This window comes from Frankia alni ACN14a, assembly GCF_000058485.1.
Lineage (GTDB): Bacteria > Actinomycetota > Actinomycetes > Frankiales > Frankiaceae > Frankia > Frankia alni.
Window position 1 is genome coordinate 4965602 of sequence record NC_008278.1, and the last position, 24435, is coordinate 4990036.

20 protein-coding genes are annotated in these 24435 nt (G+C 73.6%); 6 read left to right on the forward strand and 14 right to left on the reverse strand.

All coding sequences use genetic code 11. The features are described 5' to 3' along the window. Positions 1–16 precede the first annotated feature (16 nt). The 3 genes from zwf to pgl all read left to right on the forward strand — a co-directional run bounded on the left by zwf (position 17) and on the right by pgl (position 3664). Positions 17–1549 (forward strand): glucose-6-phosphate dehydrogenase, encoded by a 1533-nt coding sequence (gene zwf, locus FRAAL_RS20010; RefSeq protein ID WP_011605692.1) that lies wholly within the window; start codon positions 17–19, stop codon positions 1547–1549. Between the two features lie 112 nt (positions 1550–1661). Next, complete coding sequence (locus FRAAL_RS20015; RefSeq protein ID WP_011605693.1) at positions 1662–2867, forward strand: glucose-6-phosphate dehydrogenase assembly protein OpcA; 1206 nt, start codon at positions 1662–1664, stop codon at positions 2865–2867. Beyond that, positions 2864–3664 (forward strand): 6-phosphogluconolactonase, encoded by an 801-nt coding sequence (gene pgl, locus FRAAL_RS20020; RefSeq protein WP_011605694.1) that lies wholly within the window; start codon positions 2864–2866, stop codon positions 3662–3664. The genes FRAAL_RS20015 and pgl overlap by 4 nt, the downstream gene beginning before the upstream one ends. Before the next feature lie 211 nt (positions 3665–3875). Here the strand turns inward: pgl and FRAAL_RS20025 are convergent, their stop codons facing one another. The 12 genes from FRAAL_RS20025 to uvrC form a co-directional block, all read right to left on the reverse strand. After that, positions 3876–4265 (reverse strand): SHOCT domain-containing protein, encoded by a 390-nt coding sequence (locus tag FRAAL_RS20025; protein WP_041939537.1) that lies wholly within the window; start codon positions 4263–4265, stop codon positions 3876–3878. Positions 4266–4418: 153 nt separating this feature from the next. Beyond that, positions 4419–5990, reverse strand: coding sequence for a serine/threonine-protein kinase (locus FRAAL_RS20030; RefSeq protein WP_011605696.1), 1572 nt, complete (start codon positions 5988–5990; stop codon positions 4419–4421). 158 nt (positions 5991–6148) lie between these two features. Further along, positions 6149–6484 carry an RNA polymerase-binding protein RbpA gene (locus FRAAL_RS20035; protein WP_009399449.1) on the reverse strand — a complete coding sequence of 112 codons (336 nt, stop codon included), beginning with the start codon at positions 6482–6484 and terminating at the stop codon, positions 6149–6151. Between the two features lie 245 nt (positions 6485–6729). Beyond that, the gene (locus tag FRAAL_RS20040) at positions 6730–8547 is read right to left on the reverse strand and encodes an ABC transporter substrate-binding protein (protein ID WP_050997190.1); all 1818 of its coding nucleotides are present in this window, start codon (positions 8545–8547) and stop codon (positions 6730–6732) included. Further along, the gene (gene secG, locus FRAAL_RS20045) at positions 8544–8774 is read right to left on the reverse strand and encodes a preprotein translocase subunit SecG (RefSeq protein WP_011605700.1); all 231 of its coding nucleotides are present in this window, start codon (positions 8772–8774) and stop codon (positions 8544–8546) included. Before secG ends, FRAAL_RS20040 begins: the two co-directional genes overlap by 4 nt. Before the next feature lie 425 nt (positions 8775–9199). Further along, entirely contained in the window at positions 9200–10051 is an 852-nt protein-coding gene (tpiA, locus tag FRAAL_RS20050) for a triose-phosphate isomerase (protein ID WP_231861121.1), read from the reverse strand. A 15-nt stretch (positions 10052–10066) separates the two neighbouring features. Further along, positions 10067–11269, reverse strand: a complete 1203-nt coding sequence (locus tag FRAAL_RS20055) for a phosphoglycerate kinase (RefSeq protein WP_011605703.1) — start codon at positions 11267–11269, stop codon at positions 10067–10069. A gap of 240 nt (positions 11270–11509) precedes the next feature. Further along, positions 11510–12517 (reverse strand): type I glyceraldehyde-3-phosphate dehydrogenase, encoded by a 1008-nt coding sequence (gene gap, locus FRAAL_RS20060; protein ID WP_011605704.1) that lies wholly within the window; start codon positions 12515–12517, stop codon positions 11510–11512. 501 nt (positions 12518–13018) lie between these two features. Further along, a complete protein-coding gene (whiA, locus tag FRAAL_RS20065) occupies positions 13019–14005 on the reverse strand; it encodes a DNA-binding protein WhiA (RefSeq protein WP_009399443.1) in 987 nt (328 codons plus the stop codon). Positions 14006–14010: 5 nt separating this feature from the next. Next, positions 14011–15462 carry a gluconeogenesis factor YvcK family protein gene (locus tag FRAAL_RS20070; RefSeq protein WP_011605707.1) on the reverse strand — a complete coding sequence of 484 codons (1452 nt, stop codon included), beginning with the start codon at positions 15460–15462 and terminating at the stop codon, positions 14011–14013. 2 nt (positions 15463–15464) lie between these two features. Beyond that, entirely contained in the window at positions 15465–16334 is an 870-nt protein-coding gene (rapZ, locus tag FRAAL_RS20075) for an RNase adapter RapZ (protein ID WP_011605708.1), read from the reverse strand. Beyond that, positions 16331–18739 (reverse strand): excinuclease ABC subunit UvrC, encoded by a 2409-nt coding sequence (gene uvrC, locus FRAAL_RS20080; protein WP_011605709.1) that lies wholly within the window; start codon positions 18737–18739, stop codon positions 16331–16333. The genes rapZ and uvrC overlap by 4 nt, the downstream gene beginning before the upstream one ends. Before the next feature lie 250 nt (positions 18740–18989). Between uvrC and FRAAL_RS20085 the strand changes: the two genes are divergently transcribed. After that, positions 18990–19403 (forward strand): SsgA family sporulation/cell division regulator, encoded by a 414-nt coding sequence (locus FRAAL_RS20085; protein WP_041939538.1) that lies wholly within the window; start codon positions 18990–18992, stop codon positions 19401–19403. A 28-nt stretch (positions 19404–19431) separates the two neighbouring features. On the opposite strand, the gene uvrA is transcribed toward FRAAL_RS20085, so the two are convergent. After that, positions 19432–22362 (reverse strand): excinuclease ABC subunit UvrA, encoded by a 2931-nt coding sequence (gene uvrA, locus FRAAL_RS20090; protein ID WP_041939539.1) that lies wholly within the window; start codon positions 22360–22362, stop codon positions 19432–19434. Between the two features lie 355 nt (positions 22363–22717). Between uvrA and FRAAL_RS20095 the strand changes: the two genes are divergently transcribed. Then, the gene (locus tag FRAAL_RS20095; protein WP_011605712.1) at positions 22718–23419 is read left to right on the forward strand and encodes an MBL fold metallo-hydrolase; all 702 of its coding nucleotides are present in this window, start codon (positions 22718–22720) and stop codon (positions 23417–23419) included. Between the two features lie 33 nt (positions 23420–23452). Here the strand turns inward: FRAAL_RS20095 and FRAAL_RS20100 are convergent, their stop codons facing one another. Continuing rightward, complete coding sequence (locus FRAAL_RS20100) at positions 23453–24169, reverse strand: dihydrofolate reductase family protein (protein WP_231861123.1); 717 nt, start codon at positions 24167–24169, stop codon at positions 23453–23455. A 4-nt stretch (positions 24170–24173) separates the two neighbouring features. On the opposite strand from FRAAL_RS20100, the gene FRAAL_RS33195 reads away from it, so the two are divergent. Further along, positions 24174–24320 (forward strand): hypothetical protein, encoded by a 147-nt coding sequence (locus FRAAL_RS33195; RefSeq protein ID WP_011605714.1) that lies wholly within the window; start codon positions 24174–24176, stop codon positions 24318–24320. The last annotated feature ends 115 nt before the right edge of the window (positions 24321–24435 follow it).

Below are 24435 nucleotides of genomic sequence, written 5' to 3' on the forward strand. Positions count from 1 at the left end.
AACGAAGGGGGAACGGGTGGCGCCCACGGTGAGATCCAACCCGCTGCGGGATCCACGTGACCGCAGACTGCCCCGGCTGCCGGACGCGAGCGCCCTCGTGGTGTTCGGGGCGACCGGCGACCTGGCCCGCAAGAAGCTGATTCCCGCCGTCTACGACCTGTTCAGCCGCGGGCTGCTGCCGCCCGGCTTCGTGCTGCTCGGTTTCGCGCGCAGGGACTGGTCGGACGGCGATTTCGTCGATTTCGCCCGTGAGTCCGCCGAGAAGGGCGCGCGTACCCCGTTCCGGGACGAGGTCTGGGACCGGCTGGCCGGCTCCATCCGCTTCCTGCAGGGTTCCTTCGACGACGACGCCGCCTTCGACCGGCTCGCCTCGACGCTGGAGGACCTGGAGCGCTCGCACGGCATCGGGGGCAATGCCGCGTTCTACCTGTCCATCCCGCCCTCGGCGTTCCCGGTCGTGCTCAAGCAGATGCAGCGCACGAACCTGTCCTCGGCGCAGGACTCGGGTGGCTGGCGCCGGGTCGTCATCGAGAAGCCGTTCGGGCACGATCTGGCCTCGGCCCGCGAGCTCAACGCCCTGGTCGACGACGTGTTCACCCCGTCGGGGGTGTACCGGATCGACCACTACCTGGGCAAGGAGACGGTGCAGAACCTGTTCGCGCTGCGGTTCGCGAACAACCTGTACGAGCCGGTCTGGAACTCGCAGTTCGTCGACTCGGTGCAGATCACCATGGCCGAGGACGTCGGCATCGGCACCCGTGCCGGCTTCTACGACGAGACCGGCGCCGCCCGCGACGTGCTCCAGAACCACCTGCTCCAGCTGCTCGCCCTCACCGCGATGGAGGAGCCGGTCAGCTTCGGCCCGGAGACGATCCGCACCGAGAAGCTCAAGGTGCTGCGCGCCGTCTCGCTGCCCGGCGACCTCGCCCGCTACGCCGTGCGCGGCCAGTACGAGCAGGGCTGGCTCGCCGGGGAACGGGTGCCCGGCTATCTCGACGAGAAGGACATCCCACCGGATTCCCGGACGGAGACGTTCGCCGCGGTGCGCCTGGGCATCGAGACCCGCCGCTGGGCCGGGGTGCCGTTCTACCTGCGGACCGGCAAGCGGCTGCCGCGGCGCGTCACCGAGATCGCGATCGTGTTCAAGAAGGCGCCGCACCTGCCGTTCGACCAGACCGACACCGCCGAGCTCGGCAACAACCAGCTCGTCATCCGGGTGCAGCCCGACGAGGGCGTCACCCTGAAGTTCGGGTCCAAGGTGCCCGGCTCGGCGATGGAGGTCCGCGACGTCGCGATGGACTTCCTGTTCGGCGAGGCGTTCACCGAGGCGCTGCCCGAGGCCTACGAGCGGCTCATCCTCGACGTGCTGCTCGGCGACGCGACGCTGTTTCCGAACAACGCCGAGGTCGAGGAGTCCTGGCGGATCGTCGACCCGCTGGAGGAGTACTGGGCGAGCACGACCCCGCACCGCTACCGCGCGGGCAGCTGGGGGCCGGCGGCGGCCGACGAGATGCTCGCCGCGGACGACCGCCGGTGGCGGCGGCCATGAGCGCGCCCACCCACCGGCTGCGCCCAGCCGGCCACCACGGCGTGCACCCTGCCGGCGACCGAGGCTCCCTGCCGCCCGCCGGCCCACTCCCGCGGACGGACAGGAGCCCCTCGTGACCACACTGTGGGACACCACCGGTTCTGAGGTGGTCAAGGCCCTTTCCGCCGAGCGGCGGGCGGCCGGGGCGCTGGCCTTCGGGCTGGCGCTCACCCTCGTCGTCGTCGTCGACGAGAAGCACGTCAGCGAGGCCGAGGGCGCGGCGACGCTCGCGGCCTCCGCCCACCCGTGCCGGCTGCTCATCGTGGTGCGCCGCCAGATCGAGTCGCCGCATCCGCGGCTGGACGCCGAGGTCTCGATCGGCGGCCGGCTCGGGCCGGGTGAGGCCGTCGTCATGCGGATGTCGGGACGCCTGGCGCTGCACGCCGAGTCGGTCGTGCTGCCGCTGCTCGCCCCGGACGCCCCGGTGGTCACCTGGTGGCACGACGAGCCGCCGACCCGGATCGCCTACGATCCGCTCGGCGTCTTCGCCGACCGCCGCGTCACCGACGTCACCGCCGCCCCCGACCCGCTGGCCGCGCTGTCGCAGCGGGCGAAGGACTTCGCCCCCGGCGACACGGACCTGTCGTGGACCCGCCTGACGCCGTGGCGGACCCTGCTCGCCGCGGCGTTCGACACCGTCAGCGACCGGCCCGGCTCGGCGGTGATCACCTCCGGTCGGGCCAATCCCAGCGCCCAGCTCTTCGCCGGCTGGCTGCAGAACAAGCTCGACATCCCCGTGTCCGTCGAGGAGGTCGGGACCCGTCCCGACATCACGAAGGTCACCGTGTCCTTCGGCGGCTCCGAGCTCGCGATCTTCCGGACCGACTCCCGGACGGCGACGATCTCCCGGTCCGGTTACCCGGACCGGGTCCTCCCGCTGCCGGGCCGCGGCGTCGGCGAACTGCTCGCCGAGGAGCTGCGCCGGCTCGACGACGACGAGGTCTTCGGCGAGGCGCTGGGCACCTGGAGCGGCCTGGCGCACCTCGCCGACCGCTCGCCGCACCGCGAGCACATCTGGCACGACCCGATGGACAGGTCCGAGACGGCCACCAGCACCGCTGCGCCGACCGGCGGCGCCGCCCAGGCCGCGGCGGCCACCGCCGCCGGAAGCACGGCCGCCGGAAGCACCCCCGCCGGAAGCACCGCTCCCGGCGGCCCGTCGAGCTCGGCCGTCCGGGCGAAGCGCCCGAAGCCCGGCCCGGCCACCAGCTCGACTTCCGGATCCGAAACCGCCGGGTCCACGGCGGCGGCGGAGCGGCCGAAGGCGGGCGGCGCATGACAGCCGAGCCGCAGCTCGTCCCGCACCGCGACGCCGGCCTCCTCGCCCGCGCCACCGCCGCCCGGTTGATCACCCGGCTGATCGACGGACAGGCGGCCCGCGGCGAGGCGTCGGTGGTGCTCACCGGCGGCGGCATCGGCATCGCGCTGCTGCGCGCGGTCCGGACGAGCCCCGCGGTCGACGCGGTCGACTGGTCCAGGGTCGACGTCTGGTGGGGCGACGAGCGGTTCGTCCCCGCGGACTCGCCCGACCGCAACGACCGGCAGGCCCGCGAGGCGCTGCTCGACCACATCCCGGTCGACCCGAAGCGGGTGTTCCCGATGGGCCATCGTGCGGCCCAGACGGCCGGTGGGGATGTCGAGGGCGCCACTGCGGCGTCCGGCTACGCCGACCCGGAGTCGGCGGCGGCGGAGTACGCGGCCCTGCTCGCCGGTCGCGCCGCGCCCGGCGCCGCGGTCCCCGCGTTCGACGTCGTGCTGCTCGGTCTCGGCCCGGAGGGGCACGTCGCGTCGCTGTTCCCGAACTCGCCGGGGGTCGTGGCCACGGAGCCGGTGGTGGCCGTGCACGACTGCCCGAAGCCGCCGCCGGAACGCATCTCGCTGACGTTGCCAACGATCCAGTCCGCCCGCGAGGTGTGGGTGATCGTCGCGGGCGAGGAGAAGGCCGCGGCGGTGGCCGCGTCGTTCTCCGGAGCCGGGCCGATCGACGTCCCGGCGACCGGAGCCGTCGGCCGCGAGCGCACCCTCTGGCTGGTCGACCAGGCGGCCGCCTCCCGCCTGCCAGCGCCCCAGCGCTGACACCCGCCGCCTGACTCCGCCACCCCAGTGACACTCGCCACCCCAACCCGCCACCCAGCCACGCACGGCGCACCGAGCGACGGCTGGGGCGGCGGGTCGGTGGGTCGGTGGGTGGTGAGGTCGGTCGTCGGTCGGGGGGGCCGGATTCGCCGGGCCCGCCGACTTCGGGCCCGGCGTCTTCGGGCCCGCTGCCCCGGGCCGCCGCCTGCACTCAGGCGAGGATCCGCGTCTTGCCGCGTTCGAACTCGGCGTCGCTGATGATTCCCTGATCACGCAGGTCCGCGAGCTTGACCAGCTCGTCGGCGCTGCTCGTCGGGGCCGCGGCCCGCTCGAGGTACGCCCGCCACATCCGCTCGTCCCGATCCGCCGCGGCGCGGCTGCGCTCGTGCATGCTGCCGCCGCGGGCGATGAGGTAGGCGATCACACCGAGCCAGGGCAGCACGACGATCGCGGCGGTCCAGGCGGCCTTCGCCCAGCCGGACAGGTCCGGGCTGCGGAAGACGTCGGTGATCACGGCGAACAGCAGGAACAGCCACAGCACGAAGGCGAAGAACCAGACCATGTAGAGAAACACGCTCAGCAACGGGAAGTCGGGATCCACCGCGGCACCTCCAGTCAGTACCGCGCCCCGGAGACGGGGCACGGTCGCCGGTCCGCGCGGGGCCTGCGGGCCGAGACCCGGGTCATACCCGCCCGCAGCCGCCCGGCCGTCGCTCCCGGTCACCTGTCGCGGGTGGAAATCCGCGTCCTCGCGTCATCCGGACACGCGACGCAGGACCGCATGCCCGCCGGAGGTCAGCGGGGACGCCGGATAGTGGTAGTCGAGAGTGGCGTCGGTGCCCAGCGCGAGCACCTCGGCCTCGAGCGCGAAACACTCCCCGACGCCCGCGGTGAGTCGTTCGGTGAAGTGAGCTCCGGCACTGTCGACGGCCAGTAGTCGCAGGTCGGCGGTGCAGCCGTCGCGGGTGTTCCAGGCCCGGCCGAGGGTCTCGCCCACTCGGCCGCCGGCGAGGGTGATCTCGACCGGATACGAGACCGTGCCCTGGCTGACGGTGCCCCGCCATCGTCCGATCATGCCCGCGGGCAGATCACTGCCGCCGGCACCGCCACCACCGGCGGGCAGGAGCAGGCGTCCGACCGCCGCCACGACCAGCACCAGCAGCAGGGCGGCGAGCACCAGGCCGGTCAGCCGCCGGCTCCGGCGCACTCCGCTCGGCGCCGACCGCAGGACCCCGCCCCCCGCCAGGTCCCACCCCGCCGGCACGCCGCCCGCGGGACGCCGTCCCGACCCACCACCGGCGACCACCCGACGCCGTCCCGACCCGCCGTCGAGAGGGAGTCGCGGTGACGCCACCAGGGACACCGGCGTCGCAGCTCCACCCCCGGCGGTGGGCGGGCCGTCCTGTGTCGCACCGCTGCGGGCCACTGAAACGGATCCCGCCGCACCGCCCGCACCTCGACGGCGCGGGCCGGCCTCCGGGTGCGCCCGCGCGGAGGCGGACAGCGCCCGGGTGAGCAGGGCGTGCGCGCCGTCCGGGCGCAGCCGGCTCGCCGGGCTCTTGGCCAGCAGCCCCGAGATCGCGGGGGCCAGCGGCCCGGCGCGGGTGAAATCGGGCGGGTTGGCGTGCAGCACCGCGCCGACGGTCAGCGGCACGCTCTCCCGCTGGAACGGGGAGACGCCCTCGACCGCGAGGTACAGGGTGGCGCCGAGCGCGAACAGGTCGCCGGCCAGGGTCGCGGCGCCGCCGAGCAGCCGCTCGGGCGCCAGGTAGGCGGGGGTGCCGCCGCTGCCGAGTCCGCCGATGAGCGTCGGGTCGGAGACGTGCGTGGCGATGCCGAAGTCGGTGAGCAGCACCCGGCCGTCCTGCGTCAGCAGGATGTTGGACGGCTTGACGTCACGGTGCAGCACGCCGAGCCGCTTGCCGGCGACGAGGGCGTCGAGGACGCCGAGTCCCACCTGGGCGGCCCGCTCCACCGGCAGCGGTCCCCGCCCTGCGACGGTGGCGGCGAGGGTGGCGGCGGGCACGTAGTCCATCACGATCCACGGCAGGCCGTCCTGCTCGACGGCGTCGTGGACGGTCACGACGTGCGGGTTGCCCCGCAGCCGGGCGGCGTTGCGCGCCTCCCGCATCGCGGTCTCGACCTGGCCGGCCCGCTCGGCGTCGTCGAGGTCGGCCGGAAACCGGATCTCCTTGACCGCGACGTCGACCTGCAGCACCTCGTCGTACGCCCGCCAGACGGTGCCCATCCCACCGGCGCCCAGCCATTCGGCCAGTCGGTAACGCCCCGCGACGAGCCGCCCGGCGCCGACATCATTCGTGGTCACGGCGCACCATCCTCGGCGGCGGGCCTGACGGAGCCGGCCGGGAGCGTCCCGCGCACCCGCAACGGGCACCGATCGGAAGCGGCCCGCCTGCCCGGCCCCGGACGGCCGCGGGCGCGGCACGGACCGGAGGCCGGGCGGGCGTCAGGCCTCGAATCAGCCTAGGGGGCACCCCGCAGCTTCGCGAGTGCTTCCGCGAGGATCGCCTCGCCGTCCTTCTCGTTACGCCGTTCCCGGACGTAGGCGAGATGGGTCTTGTACGGCTCGGTCCGCGGCGGGGCCGGGGTGTTGTCCCGGTCCCGCCCCGCCGGAAAGCCACAGCTCGGACAGTCCCACGTGTCGGGAATGGCCGCGTCCGCGGCGAACGACGGTCTCGTCTCGTGCGCGTTGGCGCACCAGAAGGAGATGCGCTGGCGGGGCGCGGTCTCACCGCGCTCCGCCTCTCCCATCGGTCCTGCCCCGACCCGGCTCCCCCGGATGGCGTTGCCACCTGCCACGGCCCGCGTGCTCCTTCGTCTCGTCCCATGGGTGGTAGCCCGGAACCCGCTGCGGCGGCCCCGCGGTGTGCCCCACCGCGGAATCCGACAGCCGGTTCCGCAAGCATGACGTTCCCGGCCACTCCCCCGGGTTGTCCCTCCGGGTACGTCCTGGGGGGAGTGTAGGCCGCCACGGCCCAACGTGGATGCACCGACCACCCCAACTCGGCCATGCGCAGCCGGGACGATCATGGACGGGTCGGGCGTCATCCGGATCCGAGCGACACGGCGGACGGATCGGCCGTGCCGACGGACGGGACGATCGCGAACGTCGTGACCCCCGCGCTGTGGAACTCGGGGGCGTGCACGACCGCCAGCGGGATCACCGCGGCGCTGCCGACGACCGTCTGCTCCAGCGCGCCCCACGAGGCCGCCGCGGTGGTCTCCGAGGTGGCCCGCAGGGCGGCGTCGAGCTGGCGGGAGGCGTTCGGATCGCGGTAGCCGCCGTCGGCGGGCCGCGGTCCGAGCCAGTCCTCGTCCAGCAGCGGCTGGAAGACCGTGCGCCCGGCGTCACCGAACCACGCCGGGGTGATCGTGGACAGCGCCAGGTCCCAGAACTGGCCGGTCGGCTGGTTCGCCGCGGCGGCGAACCGCGCACCCGTGCGGATCCGCACGTCGAGGCGGACGCCGGCGCGGGCGAACGCGGTGCGCAGCGCCTCGGCGACTGCCGCGTCGGTGGCGCTGTCCGTGGTGAGCAGCGACAGCGCCGTGACGGGGCCGCCGGGAGTCTGGCTGAGCGCCTCCCGGCAGCGGGCCGGGTCGCCGAGGCCGGCGGGGCTCGGGAAGGGGTCGGCGTCGTGGTAGCCGGTCATCGGCTCCTGCAGCAGGCCGCCCGTGGTCGAGGCGAACTCGGGGCCGCCGAGGGCCGCGGCCAGGCTCACCCGGTCCACGCAGTACGGCAGCGCCTGGCGGATGACCGGTTCGCGCAGCGCGGCCGCGGACGGCCCGTCGAGGCCCACCGTGAGCGCCAGGGTGGACCCCACCGGGTCGACGACGAGGCGCGGATCCTTGGCCTTCGCCAGCTCCGCGGCCCGGCCGGCCGGGAGTTCACCGTCGAGCGCCATGTCCGCGTCGCCGCGTTCGAGCTGCTGCTGCATCTGTTCGGGGGTCAGCCCGTCGGTGATCGTGATGTGGTCGGGCAGCGCCCGGCGGATGCCGTCCGAGGAGGCGCTCCACGACGGGTTGCGGGCCAGCCGGTAGCCCGGCGTGGCATCGTCGTCCGGGGCGATGGTGAACCGGTAGGGCCCGTCGGAGACCAGGTTGCGCAGGTACTCCGGTGAGTCGGGCGGGTAGGCGAGCGCCTCCAGCGGCACCGGCGACGCCGCCGGCAGGGCCAGCACGTCGACGAAGTCATTCACCGGGGCGAGCAGGTGGAACGCGACGGTGTCGTCGCCGACGATCTCCACCCCCTCGATGGTGCTGCTCTCGACGAAGGCGGCGGCGTCCGCGACCGGGGTCGCCGCGAGCTCGGTGCAGAACTCGCGGAAGCCGACGACCGTCGCGGCGAAGTAGCCGCGCAGCGGGGAGGGGTCCGGCGGCACGCACAGCCGCTTGAGGCCGCGGGCGACGTCGTTGGCCGTGATCCGCCGCTGGTTCGGGGTGTCCCAGCGGGCCGCCGACCGCAGCCGGACGGTGTAGACCAGCCCCTCCTCGGTGACGATCGGCGCCCCGGCGGCCAGGTCGGGCCGCGGGACCGTCGACTTCGCCGGGTCGGCGTCGGCGGGATAGCTGTAGAGCTGGCGGGTGACGAGGCGGGTCACGGCCTGCTCGCCGGGCTGGTCGGCCCAGCCCGGGTCTCCGCTGGGCATCTGCTGGGCGACGATGCGCAGGGTGCCCCCGGGCTTGGCGGCCGGCGGGGTCGTGGCGGCGGCCGTCGGGGTGGGGCTGGTGGGGGCGGCGAGGCGGCCGGAGCCGCCGGAACCGCCGCTGCAGGCCGCGACCGCGACGGCGAGCACGGCGGCGAGCGCCGCGAGTCGGGATGCCGCCGCCCTGCGGGGGCGCCGGCGCGCACGCGGGGCGTTCAATTCTTCAGCAGCAGACCGAGACCGATGATGCAGACGAACCACACGGTCCCGACCAGGACGGTCAGCCGGTCGAGGTTCTTCTCCACGACGGAGGAACCCCCGAGCGACGAGGACACTCCCCCACCGAACAGGGTGGACAGACCGCCGCCCTTGGCCCGGTGCAACAAGACGAGCAGGATCATCAGAATACTCGCGATGATCAAGGCGATCGACAGACCGACCGTCATTCAGACCAGCTCCTGCTCCTCGGCAACCTGCGCCTGCCAACAACGTGGGTGGATCCGGCGACCGTCGGGGGGCAGGCGGTATCGGCACACGTCGTCATGCGACAATATCCGCCCGCGCCGGCCAGACCTCGCCGGAACCGGCACCGTGAGGGGCCAGGCGCGTGACCGGGTGTACGGCGGGCAGCCGCGCACAGAACGGCCCGGCCGGCCGATTCTCGACGGTTCCGCCAAGGTACCGCACCCGCCCGCCCGGACCGTGGTGACGCACCCCGCCGGGTGCGGGCGATGCGCCGCCGGGTCCGGCCGGGGGGCGAGCGTTGCGCGCGTCGAGATCTGGCACCGCGCCCCGACGACGAGAGCCCGGCGGGGTTCACCCCCACCGGGCTCTCGGTGCGACTGCCCCGTCGGGGCTCGGTGCGGCTGCCTCAGGCGGGCGGGCCGCTGCGCACGATGCCGACGAACTCCTCGGCGACGAGGCTGGCCCCGCCGACAAGCCCGCCGTCGACGTCGGGCATGGTGAACAGCTCGCCGGCGTTCGCCGCCTTCACCGAGCCGCCGTAGAGGACGCGGATGCCCGCGGCCGCCGCGTCGCCGTAGAGCTCGGCGAGCTTCCCGCGCACGGCGGCGCACATGTCCTGGGCGTCCTGGGCGGACGCCGTGCGGCCGGTGCCGATCGCCCACACCGGCTCGTAGGCGATGACGATCGTCGCGGCCTGCTCGGCGGTGATCCCGGCGAGCGACCCGGCGAGCTGGCCCAGCACGTGCTCGACGTGGGTGCCGGCCGCGCGGATCTCCTCGACCTCGCCGACGCACAGGATCGGCGTGATCCCGGCGGCGTAGGCCGCCTTTGCCTTCGCGGCGACCAGGGCGTCGTCCTCGTGGTGGTCGGCGCGGCGCTCGGAATGGCCGACGACGACGTAGGAGCAGCCGAGCTTGGCCAGCATCGACCCGCTGATGTCGCCGGTGTGGGCGCCGGAACCGTGCTGGGAGAGGTCCTGTGCGCCGTAGCCGAGCGCGAGCTTGTCGCCGTCCACCAGCGTCTGGACGCTGCGCAGGTCGGTGAACGGAGGAATGACGACGACCTCGACGGTCTCGAGCTCCGCGGGCTTGAGATCGAAGGCGATCTTCTGCACCAGCGCGATGGCCTCAAGGTGGTTGAGGTTCATCTTCCAGTTGCCGGCCACCAGTGTCCGCCGCCCGGTGCCCTTGTCCTTGCTCACGCTGTTCTTACCCTTCTCGGTGCCCCGTTCGGAACGTCCCCGGCCCAGCGGTGCCATCACACGCTCCCGGTCTCAGACATCGAGCGCCGCGAGGCCGGGCAGTGTCTTGCCCTCGAGGTACTCCAGGCTCGCCCCGCCGCCGGTGGAGATGTGGCTGAAGGCGTCCTCGGGGATGCCGAGCGTGCGCACGGCGGCGGCGGAGTCCCCGCCGCCCACCACGGAGAAGCCGTCCCCGGCGGCGATGGCCTTGGCGACCCCGCGGGTGCCGGCGGCGAACGGCGCGAGCTCGAACACGCCCATCGGGCCGTTCCAGAACACGGTGGCGGCGCCGTCGAGCCGTCCGGCGAACAGCGCGGTGGACGCCGGGCCGATGTCGAGGCCGAGCCAGCCGTCCCCGATCCCGTCGGCGGGGACGACGGCGGTCTGCGCGTCGGCGGCGAAGCGGTCGGCGACGACGACGTCGGTCGGCAGCACGATGCGGTCCCCGCCCTCGGCGAGCAGCGCCTTGCAGGTGTCGATCATCTCGGCTTCGAGCAGGGAGCCCCCGACGCCGTGGCCGAGGGCCGCGAGGAAGGTGAAGCACATGCCGCCGCCGACGAGCAGCGCGTCGACCTTGGGCAGCAGGGCCCGGATGACCCCGAGCTTGTCCGACACCTTCGAGCCACCGAGGACCACCGCGTAGGGGCGGGCCGGGTCGGCGCTGAGCCGGCGCAGCACGTCGAGCTCGGTGAGCACCAGTCGGCCGGCCGCGTGCGGCAGCCGCTTGGGCACGTCGGCGACGCTGGCGTGGGCCCGGTGGACCGCGCCGAAGGCGTCGCCGACGTAGAACTCGGCCAGGGCGGCCAGGGCGTCCGCGAACGACGCCCGGGTCACGGCGTCCTTGCTGGTCTCGCCGGGAGAGAAACGCAGGTTCTCCAGCAGCGCCACCTCGCCGTCGCCGAGACCCGCGACGACCTCGCGTGCGTGGGCGCCGGCGATGTCGCCGGTGCCGTCGCCGGCGAAGGCGACCGGTCGGCCGAGCAGCTCGCCGAGGCGGGCCGCGACCGGCTCCAGCGAGTACCTGGGGTCGGGCTCACCCTTGGGGCGGCCGAGATGGGAGGTCACGATCACGCGCGCGCCGCGGTCCAGCAGCGCGGCGATCGTCGGGACACTGGCGCGGACCCGGCCGTCGTCGGTGATGCGCGGGGTGTCGCCCGAACGGTCCAGCGGCACGTTCAGATCGCTGCGGACCAGGACGCGGTGCCCGGCGACCTGCAGGTCGTCGATCGTCCTCACTCTTGGTTACTCCATTGGGTTCGAGACCGGGGAAGGGAGACGGGCGATGCTGCGAACCGCCTCCGGCGATCCCCACCGGGAACCTGGCCGGACACGCTCCGCGGCGTTGCGGTTGCGGGACTACAGGGAGAGTGCGGGACGCAACCACGACGGCCGGGACCGCGGACGGCGGCCCCGGCCGGAACAGCGCCTCGCACCACAGCGAATCCGTACTGCAGCGGAACCAGGACGACGGCGCGCCTAGAGGCGGGCGCCGACCAGGGCGGTCAGGTCGACCAGCCGGTTGGAGTAGCCCCACTCGTTGTCGTACCAGCCGACGATCTTGACCTGGTTGCCGGCGGACATCGTCAGCAGCGAGTCGAAGGTGCAGGACGCCGGGGTGTTCACGATGTCGGAGGAGACGATCGGGTCCTCGGTGTAGACCAGGTAGCCCTTGAGCGGGCCCTCGGCCGCCGCCTTGAACGCCGCGTTGACCTCCTCCTTGGTCGCCGGCTTGGTCAGCGTGGCGACCAGGTCGGTGACCGAACCGTCGAGCACCGGCACCCGCATGGCGATGCCGTCGAGCTTGCCCTTGAGGTGCGGCAGCACCAGCGAGGTGGCCTTGGCGGCACCCGTGGTGGTCGGGATGATGTTCTGCGCCGCCGCCCGGGCCCGGCGCAGGTCCTCGTGCGGGAAGTCCAGGATGACCTGGTCGTTGGTGTAGGCGTGGATGGTCGTCATGAGGCCCTGGCTGATGCCGAACGCCTCGTCGAGGACCTTGGCCATCGGCGCCACGCAGTTCGTGGTGCAGGAGGCGTTGGACAGGATGTGGTGCTTCGCCGGGTCGTAGGCGTCGTCGTTCACGCCGACGACGACGGTGAGGTCCTCGTCCTTGGCCGGGGCCGAGATGATGACCTTCTTGGCACCCGCCGCGAGGTGCTTGCCCGCGTCGGCGGCCTTGGTGAACCGGCCGGTGGACTCGATGACGATGTCCACGCCCAGCTCGCCCCAGGGCAGCGCGGCCGGGTCGCGCTCGGCGAGCACCTTGATCAGGGTGTCACCGACCCGGATGCCCTCGTCGACGACGCTGACCGGAGCGGCCAGCGTGCCCAGGGTGGTGTCGTACTTGAGAAGGTGCGCGAGGGTCTTGTTGTTGGTCAGGTCGTTCACGGCGACGATCTCGAGGTCGTCCCGCCTGCTCGCCGCGAGCGCCCGCCAGAAGTTACGGCCGATCCGCCCGAAGCCGTTGACACCCACCCGCGTAGCCACGTCCAGGACTCCCTACCGTCTTGTCTCGTTGTTTCGACGGTCATGCCGCCGCTTGCGTCATGACCGGAGGTCGGTATCTCGTTGTCGAGGCAGGAGCCTAACGAGTTCGCACATCATCGGCGGTAATCCGAACCGTGCGGTGTTGGTCTCCTCACACGAGGCGACGCGCCCGTCGGGCTACCTGCTCCCACCCGGTCACGACGATGCTCCGCATCCGGAGGTTCCCGCCGCTCCCCCGCCCGGACCCCCGGGCCAGGCACGTCCCACGCCTGCCTGTCACACCGTCCGAGCCGCTCCACCGTTCGGGCACCCCCGCGGCGCGAGGCCTGCACCGTCCCCTGCGTGCGATCCCGATGGTGCTACCCCGCGATTATTCCACGGACGTTCGGGCATCGTTGATCTGACCTCGGCACGCTGCACCACCAACGGGCCCTTATCAGAAATAGCGTTGATCCAGCTAGCGAAATGCCCGGAATCAACCAGATGACGCATTGTCAGCACTCAGGCGTTCTCCAGCAGGTCCGGGGAGACGCTTGCCTCGGTGTTGGGGATGCCCAGTGCGTTCGCCCGCTTGTCCGCGAGCGCCAGCAGCCGCCGGATCCGCCCCGCGACGGCGTCCTTGGTCAGCGGCGGGTCGGCGAGTGCGCCGAGTTCCTCCAGCGACGCCTGGGCGTGTTCCAGGCGCAGTCGGCCCGCGGCGAGCAGGTGCTCGGGCGCGTCGTCGCCGAGGATGCGCATCGCCGCCTGCACGCGCGCCCCGGCCGCGACCGCGGCACGGGCCGAGCGGCGAAGGTTGGCGTCGTCGAAGTTCGCCAGCCGGTTCGCCGTCGCCCGGACCTCGCGGCGCATCCGCCGCTCCTCCCAGGCCATCAGGCTGTCATGGGCACCGATCTTGGTCAGCAACGCGCCGATGGCGTCCCCGTCCCGGATGACCACCCGGTCCACCCCGCGCACGTCGCGGCTCTTGGCCTGCACGCCGAGCCGCCGCGCCGCCCCGACCAGCGCAAGCGCCGCCTCGGGACCGGGCGAGGTCACCTCGAGCGAGCAGGACCGGCCCGGCTCCGTCAGCGACCCGTGGGCGAGGAACGCACCCCGCCAGGCCGCCGCCGCGTCGCAGGCCGAGCCGGTGACGACCTGCGGCGGCAGCCCGCGCACGGGCCGGCCACGCTGGTCGAGCAGGCCCGTCGAGCGGGCGAGCTGTTCGCCGTCGCGTTCGACCCGCACGATGTAGCGCACCGAGCGGCGCAACCCCCCGGCGGCGAGCACCGCGACCGTGGACGGGAAGCCGAAGACCTCGGCGACCTCCCGGCGCAGCCGGCGCGCGGTCGCACCCGTATCCAGCTCCGCCTCGACCACGATGCGGCCCCCGACGATGTGCAGCCCCCCACCGAAGCGCAGCAGGGCTGCCATCTCGGCCCGCCGGCAACAGGGCTTCGCGACCCGTAGCCGGCTCAGTTCGTCCTTGACGGTGGCCGTCATCGCCGCCACACCGATCACTCCTTGGCTTCACCGGATGGGGTCCGGCGAACGGCGCCGCCGGACGATGGGTACTTCGTGGCCGGCCGCCGGCTGCCCCCCGCGGACGGCGCCCGCGGCACCGACGGGGCAGGCGGCCCGGGCGGCCCGGTGCGGACGGCCGGCGACGCCGCCGCGGACCCGTCACCGGAGGGTCCGGGCTGAGCCTGCGCCGCGGCAGCCGCCAGCCCGGTCTCCGTCTCGACCGCCAGGCCCCGCGCGGCCGTCCCGCCTCGCGAGACCGTCCCGGCCCGCGGAACCGTCCCGGCCTGCGGAACCGCACCGGCCTGGGCGACCGCACCGGCCTGGGCGACTGCTCCGGCCAGGGCGAACACCGCGCGGAAGGCCTCGGCAAGGCGGGCCGGGTCGTGCACGGGTGCGCCCGGCACCCGCACCGGCGCGAGATGCAGCCGGGCGCCGAGATCCGCCGCGGCCCGCGTCAGCGACTCGGGCTCGGGCACGGCGCTCGGATCGGCGATCACGACGTCCAGGCGCAGGCCGGGCACGTGCCGGCGCAGGGCGTCGAGGTGGGCCTGCGGGGTGTATCCGGCGGTCTCCCCCGGCTGGGCGGCCAGGTTGAGAACCATCAGCGTGCGCGCCCGCGAGGTGATGATCGCCTGTCGCATCCCGGGGACCAGCAGGTGCGGCAGCATGCTCGTGTAGAGCGAGCCCGGGCCGAGAACGAGCCAGTCGGCCGCCCGGGCCGCCGCCACCGCCTCCGGGCAGGCCGCCGGTTCCGCCGGCGCGAGCCGGACGCCGGCCACCCGTCCCGCCGTGGTGGCCACCGCGGCCTGCCCGCGCACCTCGGTCACCGCCTCCGGGGCGACCGGGTCCACCCCGAGGACGTCGGCGACGATGTCGATGCCCTCGGTGGACAGCGGCAGCACCCGCCCCCGCACCCCGAGCAGGTCGGCGGCGAGATCGAGGGCGACCACCGGGGAGCCGGTGTGCTCGGCCAGCCCGGTCAGCACCAGGTTCCCCACGGCGTGCCCGGCCAGCGGGCCCGAGCCGGCGAACCGGTGTTGGAACAGCTCCGCCCAGGTCGCCGGCGGGCCGTCCGGGCCGGCGAGCGCCGCCAGCGCCATCCGCAGATCCCCCATGGGCAGCGCACCGAGCTCCGCCCGCAACCGCCCCGACGACCCACCGTCGTCGCCGACGGTCACCACCGCCGTCAGCGCCGAGGTGAGCTGGCGCAGCGCGGCCAGCGAGGCGGCGAGCCCGTGGCCGCCGCCGAAGGCGACGACCGCCGGCTCCGGCCCGCAGACGGCGCCCTCGGCGCCCTCGGCGGTCTCCGTGGTCCCAGCGGTCTCCAGGGCCCCGGCGGTCACCGTCGCCCCGGCGGACTCCAACGCCCCGGCGGTCTCCAGGGCCTCGGCGGCCCGGTGATCACGGCCCGCGGCGGGGTCGACGGGGTCGACGGGCTCCGGCACGCTCACTCCCGTCCCAGGTCGCGGTGCACGACCCGGACCCCGACGCCGTCGGCGGCCAGTCGCGCGCCGAGCTGCTCGGCCATCGCCACGCTGCGGTGCTTGCCGCCGGTACACCCGACCGCGAGGGTCAGGTACCGCTTGCCCTCCCGCGCGTAGCCCTCCCCGACCAGGCGCAGCAGGGCCGCGTACTGGTCGAGGAACTCCTGCGCCCCGGGCTGGGCGAGGACGTAGCTGCGCACCTGCGGATCCCGCCCGGTGTACGGGCGCAGCTCCTCCACCCAGTGCGGGTTGGGCAGGAACCGGCAGTCGGCGACGAGGTCGGCGTCCAGCGGCAGCCCGTACTTGTACCCGAACGACACCACGGTGGCGTTGAGCCGGTTCGCGCCCGGCTGCCCGAACGCCGCGTCGATCTTCGACCGCAGCTCGTGGACGTTCAGGTCCGTGGTGTCGAGGACGAGGTCGGCCTCGCCGCGCAGCTCGGCGAGCAGCGCCCGCTCCCGGCCGATGCCGTCGACCACACGCTCGTCGCCCTGCAGCGGATGCGGCCGGCGGACGTGGTCGAACCGCCGGATGAGCGCGTCGTCGCTGGCCTCGAGGAAGAGCATCCGGGGATGCATGCCCCGGGCGTCGAGCGCTGCGATCGCCGCCCGCAGGTCGGAGAAGAACGCCCGGCCGCGGACGTCGACGACCACGCCGATCCGGCTGACCGCGCCCCCGGAGCGGTGGCCGAGCTCCGCCATGGTGGACAGCAGGGCGGGCGGCAGGTTGTCGACGACGAACCAGCCGAGGTCCTCCAGGCACTTGGCCGCGGTGCTGCGCCCGGCGCCGGACAGGCCGGTGATGATGGCGAGGTCGAGGGTCGGGGTGGTCATGACGGCCTTCCCGAGTCGGCGGGGTGCAGGGCGCGTGCCGCGGCGGCGGGGTCGTCCGCCGCGGGCGCCGGTGCGGTCCGGGCCGGGTCGGGCTCCACCGGGGACGCCGGCGGCGCCCCGTCGAGGATCTCACCGGTGCGTGGGTCGACCGCGGGGGCGGGGGCGGCGGCGGTCCCCGGCGCGGACCGGCCGAGCGCCGTGAGGATCGCCGCGGCGGTGCGCGGCCCGATCCCGGGCACCTGGGCGATCTCCTCGGCACTCGCCGCCCGCACCTTCGCCACCGAGCCGAACTGCCGCAGCAGCGCCTTGCGCCGGGTCTCCCCGAGACCGGGCACATCGTCGAGCGCGGAGGTCACCATCGCGGCGGACCGCTTCTGCCGGTGGTAGGTGATGGCGAAACGATGCGCCTCGTCGCGGACCCGTTGCAACAGGTACAGCGCCTCGGAGGTGCGGGGCAGGATCACCGGCTCCGCGGAGTCGGGCAGCCAGACCTCCTCCAGCCGCTTCGCGAGCCCGCACAGCGCCACTCCGCCGGGCCCGGTGTCGATGCCGAGCTCGTCGAGGGCGCGGGCGGCCGCGGCGACCTGCGGCGGGCCGCCGTCGACGACGACGAGGTTCGGCGGGTAGGCGAACCTGCGGGGCCGGCCGGTGTCGGGGTCGATCGGCTGCGCCGCGCCCGGCGTGACGGCCCGGCCCCGCCCGTCCCGCACACCCGTGTCGGCGGCGAGATCCTCCGCGGAGTCGACGATGTCGACGAGTTCACCGGTGCGGGACCGTTCGGCGAGGTACCGGGAGAACCGGCGGTGGATGGTCTCGTACATGCTGGCGACGTCGTCCTGCCCGGCGTCCGCCCGCCCGTGCTCGCGGCCGGCGCCGCCCGCGCCGCCACGGATGGAGAACCGGCGGTACTCCGACTTGCGCGCCAGCCCGTCCTCGAAGACGACCATGCTCGCGACGACGTTGGTGCCCTGGATGTTCGACACGTCGTAGCACTCGATGCGCAACGGCGCGTCCGGCAGCTCCAGGGCCTCCTGGAGCTCGGCGAGCGCGCGGCTGCGTGCGGTCAGGTCGCTGGCCCGCTTCGTGCGGTGCAGCGCCAGCGCCTGGCGGGCGTTGCGCTCCACGGTCTCCAGCAGGGTGCGCTTGTCGCCGCGGCGCGGCACCCGGATCTCGACCCGGCCGCCACGGGCGACGCCGAGCAGCTCGGCCACGGCGTCCGCGTCCGGGGGCAGGGCGGGCACGAGGATCTCGCGCGGGATGCCCGCGCCCTGCGGGTCGCTGCGCGGCGCCCGGGCCGGCGGAGTGGGCCCCCCGACCCGGGTGGCGTCCGCGACGGTGACATCCGGGACCGCGGCGTCCGCGGCGGCGTCCGTGGTGGCGTCCGTGGTGGCATTCGGCACGCCGGCCTGCCCGGCGGGGCCGGCACCGGCCGGGTCCGCGCCGGCGGGGACGGCCGTGGTGAGCGACGCGCCCTCCAGGTACTCCTGGGTGAGGAACTGCTCGACGAGGTCGGCCGTCGTCACCTCGTCGAGCTTGTCGACCACCCAGCCGCGTTGCCCGCGCACGCGCCCGGCGCGGACGTAGAAGATCGCGACGGCGGCCTCCAGCTCGTCCTCGGCGAAGGCGACCACGTCGGCGTCGGTGCCGTCGGGCAGCACGACGGCCTGCTTCTCGATGGCGCGCCGCAGGGCGCCGGCGTCGTCGCGCAGCCGCGCGGCCCGCTCGTACTCCTGGGCCGAGGCGGCCTGCTGCATCTCCTGCTCGAGCCGGCGCAGGTAGCGGCCGGTCTGACCGGACATGAAGTCGCAGAAGTCGTCGACGATCTCCCGGTGGGTCTCGGCGTCGACCCGGCCGACGCAGGGCGCCGAGCAACGGTCGATGTAGCCGAGCAGGCACGGCCGGCCGACCTGCCCGGCCCGCTTGAACACCCCCGCCGAGCAGGTGCGCGCCGGGAAGACACGCAGCAGCAGGTCGAGGGTCTCCCGGATCGCCCAGGCATGGGCGTACGGGCCGAAGTACCGCACGCCCTTGCGCTTCGGTCCCCGCATGACCTGCAGGCGCGGGAACTCCTCGTGGAGGGTCACCGCGAGACTCGGGTAGCTCTTGTCGTCGCGGTACCGGACGTTGAAGCGCGGATCGAACTCCTTGATCCACGTGTACTCGAGCTGGAGGGCCTCGACCTCGGTGGAGACCACGGTCCAGTCGACCGCGCTGGCCGCCTGGACCATGTGCTGGGTACGCGGGTGGAGCGTGTGCAGATCGGCGAAGTAGTTGGCCAGCCGGGCCCGCAGGTTCTTGGCCTTGCCCACGTAGAGCACGCGGCCGTGTTCGTCACGGAAGCGGTAGACGCCGGGGGTCTCGGGAATCGAGCCCGGCGCGGGCCGGTAGGACGCCGGATCAGCCATGAACCGAGCCTACGGCGACCATCATCCCGCCTGAGCAGCGCCTGCACGTAACCATTTCATCACGCATAGCGCGCGACCTCATCGGCGGGCCCTCTCGAAGCGTGGCAGAAGTGTGACGGCAGGCGACAGATCCGGAAGCTGGTCGTGATTAATCCCAGACTTTCCGTTGTTTCCGGTGCCCCCGCTGGCGTCCGGCGCGGGGGGCTGCGACCCTCGACACATCGGGCAAGCGAACCGAGGGAGCCAGCTCGTGCTTGGTGAGGACGTCACGGCGGAGTTCGTCGTGGACGACGCGGCCAGCCGTGGGCGGGTGACGGTGTTCCAGATCTGCTGGCGTGCGTGCGATCCGCTGGCCGTGTCCATGACTCTGGTGTCCAGGCCGGAGCACCCCGCGCTGCCGCAGGGAAGCTGGGTGGCCCCCCGCGACGCCCTGCGTGCCGGGCTGGAGGCGACGGTCGGCGACGGCGACGTGCGGATCGGCCCCGACCCCGGGGAGGGCGGCGTCCGGCTGGACCTGGTCGACGGGGATCGCCACTCCGTCGTGGTCCTCGCGACCGCGTCGCTGCGCAGCTTCCTGGACCGCACCGAACGGCTGGTGCCGACCGGCGAGGAGCACACCGAGCAGGAGCTGGACACCGTCCTGGCGAACCTGCTCCAGACCTGACCTGCCCGGCTCCGGGCCGGCGCGCCCCTCAGCGGGCTGCCGCCTCGGCGAGCCTGCGCCGCCGAGCGCCTGCCCCACCGCCGGTCTCGGCCGCAGCCCCGCCGGCGGCCGAGACCCGGTCGCCGAGGATCTCCCGGAGGAAGACCGCGGTATGGCTCTCCTCGACGGCGGCGACGGCCTCGGGCGAGCCCTGGGCGACGACCCGACCGCCGCCGGTGCCGCCCTCCGGCCCCATGTCGATGATCCAGTCCGCCGTCTTGATGACGTCGAGGTTGTGCTCGATGACGATCACCGTGTTGCCGGCGTCGACGAGCCGGCCGAGCACCCCGAGCAGCTTGCGGATGTCCTCGAAGTGCAGCCCGGTCGTCGGCTCGTCGAGGACGTAGACGGTCCGGCCGGTGGAGCGCCGCTGCAGCTCGGAGGCGAGCTTGACCCGCTGGGCCTCGCCGCCGGACAGCGTCGGCGCCGACTGGCCGAGGCGGACGTAACCGAGGCCGACGTCGTTGAGCGTGCGCAGGTGACGGGCGATCGCCGGCACCGCGGCGAAGAACTCGGCCGCCTCCTCGATCGGCATGTCGAGGATCTCGGCGATGTTGCGGCCCTTGTAGTGGACCTCGAGGGTCTCCCGGTTGTACCGGGCGCCATGGCAGACCTCGCACGGCACGTACACGTCCGGCAGGAAGTTCATCTCGATCTTGATCGTGCCGTCGCCGGAGCACGCCTCGCAGCGCCCGCCCTTGACGTTGAACGAGAACCGGCCCGGCAGGTAGCCGCGGACCTTGGCCTCGGTCGTCTCGGCGAACAGGCGGCGGATGTGGTCGAAGACGCCGGTGTAGGTCGCCGGGTTGGACCGGGGGGTCCGGCCGATCGGTGACTGGTCGACCCGGACCGCCTTGTCGAGATGGTCGAGGCCGGTGACGGTCCGATGCCGGCCGGGCACCTCGCGGGCGCCGTTGAGCTTGTTCGCCAGCACGCTGGCGAGGATGTCGTTGACGAGGGTGGACTTGCCCGACCCGGACACCCCGGTGACGGCCACGAAGCAGCCCAGCGGGAAGGAGACCGTGACGTCGCGCAGGTTGTGCTCGCGGGCGGCGTGCACGGTCAGCGCGCGGCCCTTCGTCGGCACCCGGCGGATGTCGGGCACCGGGATCTGCCGCCGGCCGGAGAGGTAGGCGCCGGTCATCGACTCCTCGCTGGCGAGCAGCTCCGCCACCGGCCCGGAGACGACGACCCGCCCGCCGTGCTCGCCCGCGCCGGGGCCGATGTCGACCACCCAGTCCGAGGCCCGGATCGTGTCCTCGTCGTGCTCGACGACGATGAGCGTGTTACCCAGGTCGCGCAGCCGCACCAGGGTCTGGATAAGCCGGCGGTTGTCCCGCTGGTGCAGCCCGATCGACGGCTCGTCGAGCACGTAGAGCACCCCGACGAGACCGGAGCCGATCTGGGTGGCCAGCCGGATGCGCTGCGCCTCCCCGCCGGCCAGGGTGCCGGCGGCGCGGTCCAGGGAGAGGTAGTCGAGCCCGACGTCGAGCAGGAACGTCAGCCGGGCGTCGACCTCCTTGAGCACCCGGCCGGCGATCGCCTGCTCCCGCTCGCTGAGCTCCAGCCCGCGCAGGAACCCGGCGCACTCGCCGATCGCCATGCCCGAGACCTCGGCGATGGACCGGCCGCCGACCGTCACCGCCAGCGACTCGGGCTTGAGCCGGGCGCCGCGGCAGGACGGGCAGGGCACATCGCGCATGTAGCCCTCGTAGCGCTCCCGGCTGCTGTCCGACTCGGCCTCCCGGTGGCGGCGGCCGATGAAGCCGATGACCCCCTCGAACGAGGTGTAGTAGGAGCGCTTGCGGCCGTAGCGGTTGGTGTAGCCGACGTGGATCTCGGTCTCGCCACTGCCGTGCAGCACCGCCTTGCGGGCCCGCTCCGGCAGCCCCTCCCAGGGGGTGTCCATCCGGAAGCTGAGGTCCTCGGCGAGGGCGCTGAGCAGCCGCTCGAAGTACTCCTTGTTGTGGCCGCCGGACCACGGCGCCACCGCGCCCTGGGCCAGGGAGAGTGTCGGATCGGGCACGACGAGCTCCGGGTCGACCTCCTTGCGGGTGCCGATGCCGCTGCAGTCCGGGCAGGCCCCGTAGGGCGAGTTGAACGAGAACGACCGCGGTTCGAGCTCCTCGAAGGACAGGTCGTCGTAGAGGCAGGCGAGGTGCTCGGAGTACATCCGCTCGCGCTCGGGGTCGTCGGCGGGCCGGTCGACGAAGTCGACGAGGACGAGGCCGCCGCCGAGGCGCAGCGCCGTCTCCACCGAGTCGGTCAGGCGCCGCTTGGCCGACTCCTTGGCCGCCAGCCGGTCGACCACGACCTCGATCGTGTGCTTGCGCTGCTTCTCCAGCTTCGGCACGTCGGTGAGCGCGACGACGGTGCCGTCGACGCGGGCCCGGGCGAACCCGGAGCTCTGTAGCTCGGCGAACAGGTCGAGGTACTCGCCCTTGCGCCCGCGGACCACGGGGGCGAGCACCTGGAAGCGGGTGCCCTCGGGCAGCTCCAGCAGCCGGTCGACGATCTGCTGCGGGGTCTGCCGGGAGATCGGCCGCCCGCACTTCGGACAGTGCGGCCGGCCGGCGCGGGCGAACAGCAGCCGCAGGTAGTCGTACACCTCGGTGATCGTGCCGACGGTGGACCGCGGGTTGCGCGAGGTGGACTTCTGGTCGATGGAGACCGCCGGGGACAGCCCCTCGATGAAGTCCACGTCGGGCTTGTCCATCTGCCCGAGGAACTGGCGGGCGTAGGCGGACAACGACTCCACGTAGCGCCGCTGCCCCTCGGCGAAGATGGTGTCGAAGGCGAGGCTGGACTTGCCGGACCCCGACATGCCGGTGAAGACGATCAGCCCGTCACGGGGCAGGTCGAGATCGACGTCGCGGAGGTTGTGCTCACGCGCGCCACGCACGACAAGTCGGTCGGCCATCGTCGATCCCTCATGATCTTCCGGAAAATCGGACCTGGGCGAGTGTGGCCATGCTACGGATGGGGTCCGACAGTTTTCCGCGGCCGGTCCCCGGCGGCGCCCGGCGGGCACCCGCCCACACGCCGACGGCACGGCCGCCACCCGACGGACGGTAACGACCTGCCTGACGTGGGTGTTCCGCACCCGGCGCGGTCTCACGCCGGTCCGCGGCGTCGGCGGACCCCCGGGACGCCGACAATGACCTCAGGCGGACGCGACCACCACAGGCCGCGCGAGCACCACAGGCAACGCGAACACCACAGGCGGACACGACGCCCGAGCAGACCCAGCCGTCCGCCCGGAGAGGGGACCACCCATGAGCGACGCCCACAGCGACGAGGCCGGCGCGGCCACCACCACCGGCGACTACACCGGGAAGGTCACCGTCGGCGGCCCGGCGGACACCAGAACCCTGCCTGGCCTGACCGTGACCAAGGTCGCGGTCGGCCCGGCGGACAACAACGCCTACCTGCTGCGCTGCCCCGTCACCGGAGAGCAGCTCCTCATCGACGCCGCGAACGAGGCCGACACGCTGCTGCGGCTGATCGGCGACGCGGGCCTCGCCACGGTGGTCACCAGCCACCGGCACGGCGACCACGTGCAGGCGCTCGCCGAGGTGGTGGCCGCCACCGGGGCGACCACCGTCGCCCACGCCGACGACGCCTCCCAGATCCCCGTGCCCACCGCCCGGATCGTGCACGACGGCGACGAGATCACCGTCGGCCGGGCGACCCTGCGGGCGATCCATCTGGTCGGCCACACCCCCGGCTCGATCGCCCTGCTCTACGACGCCGACCCCGCCGCCCCACACCTGTTCACCGGCGACTGCCTGTTCCCCGGCGGCCCCGGCAACACGTTCGGTGACGCCGACGCCTTCGTCACCCTGATGGACGATTTGGAGCGCAAGGTGTTCGGCCCCCTGCCGGACACCACCTGGATCTACCCGGGCCACGGCTTCGACTCGACGATCGGCACGGAGCGACCGCACCTGGCCCAGTGGCGCGCCCGCGGCTGGTAAGCACGCCCTGTCACGCATCCGCCACCGATCGGCTCAGAGTGTGGCTCCCACGGGGCGCCACGGCGGCGCGGCCTCGGAATTCTCGCCACCTTCCGAGCCGCGCGTGAAGGTGAGGTGCGCGGTGCCGCTCTCGGCGGTCTCCGCTCGCACGGAGTAGTTGTGTTCGAGGCCGCGCAAATCGTCCCAGAGGCGGACGCCGCCACCGAGGAGGATCGGGGCGATGGCGACGTGGAGGGCGTCGATGAGGCCGGCCCTGAGGAAGTCGCGGACCACCGTCGGTCCGCCGCCGATCCGGACATCGCGTCCGCCCGCAGCGCCCGCGGCCAGCTGCAGCGCCTCCTCGGGCGAGGCCGACAGGAAGTGGAAGGTGGTGCCGCCCGCCATCACGAGGTCCGGGCGCCGCTCGTGGGTGAGCACGAAGACCGGCGTGTGGAAGGGCGGGTCCTCGCCCCACCAGCCCCGCCACTCGGGATCGTTCGGGTGCACGTGCAACCCGAACTTGCCGGCTCCCATGATCTCGGCGCCGATCTCGGCGAAGTAGTTCGCGGCGTACGTGTCGTCGACGCCCGTCGTGCCCGCGCCGCTCGTGTCGCCGAGCACGCGTTCGCGGAAGGTGCGCGTGGCGGTGTAGGCGGCGACGAGCCGGAACCAGTCCGTGCCGAGGGGATCGTCGGGGGTCCCGTCGATCGTCGACCCGAAGCCGTCGAGCGAGATGTGCAGGTCGGCGCGCACCTTCATCAGCAGTCCCATCCCCGTGCTTGCACTGGCTCGCGGCTCGATCGAGGAGATCGCGTCGAACATCTTCCCCCAGCACACCACCGCGGCCGAGGGAGGACGCGCCTTCGCGTTCCTGCGGGGCTACCAAAGCAGCGGCAGCGTGGCCACCGTGGACCAGGCATAGACCCGGTTGTCCCGGTTCAGGTCGATCAACTGCACCTCCGCGACCGGGTGACGACGCTGCGCGGAGTTGAGCCCTGACCCAGTCCGGTGCCGACCGTGTTGTGACGCTTCGTGGC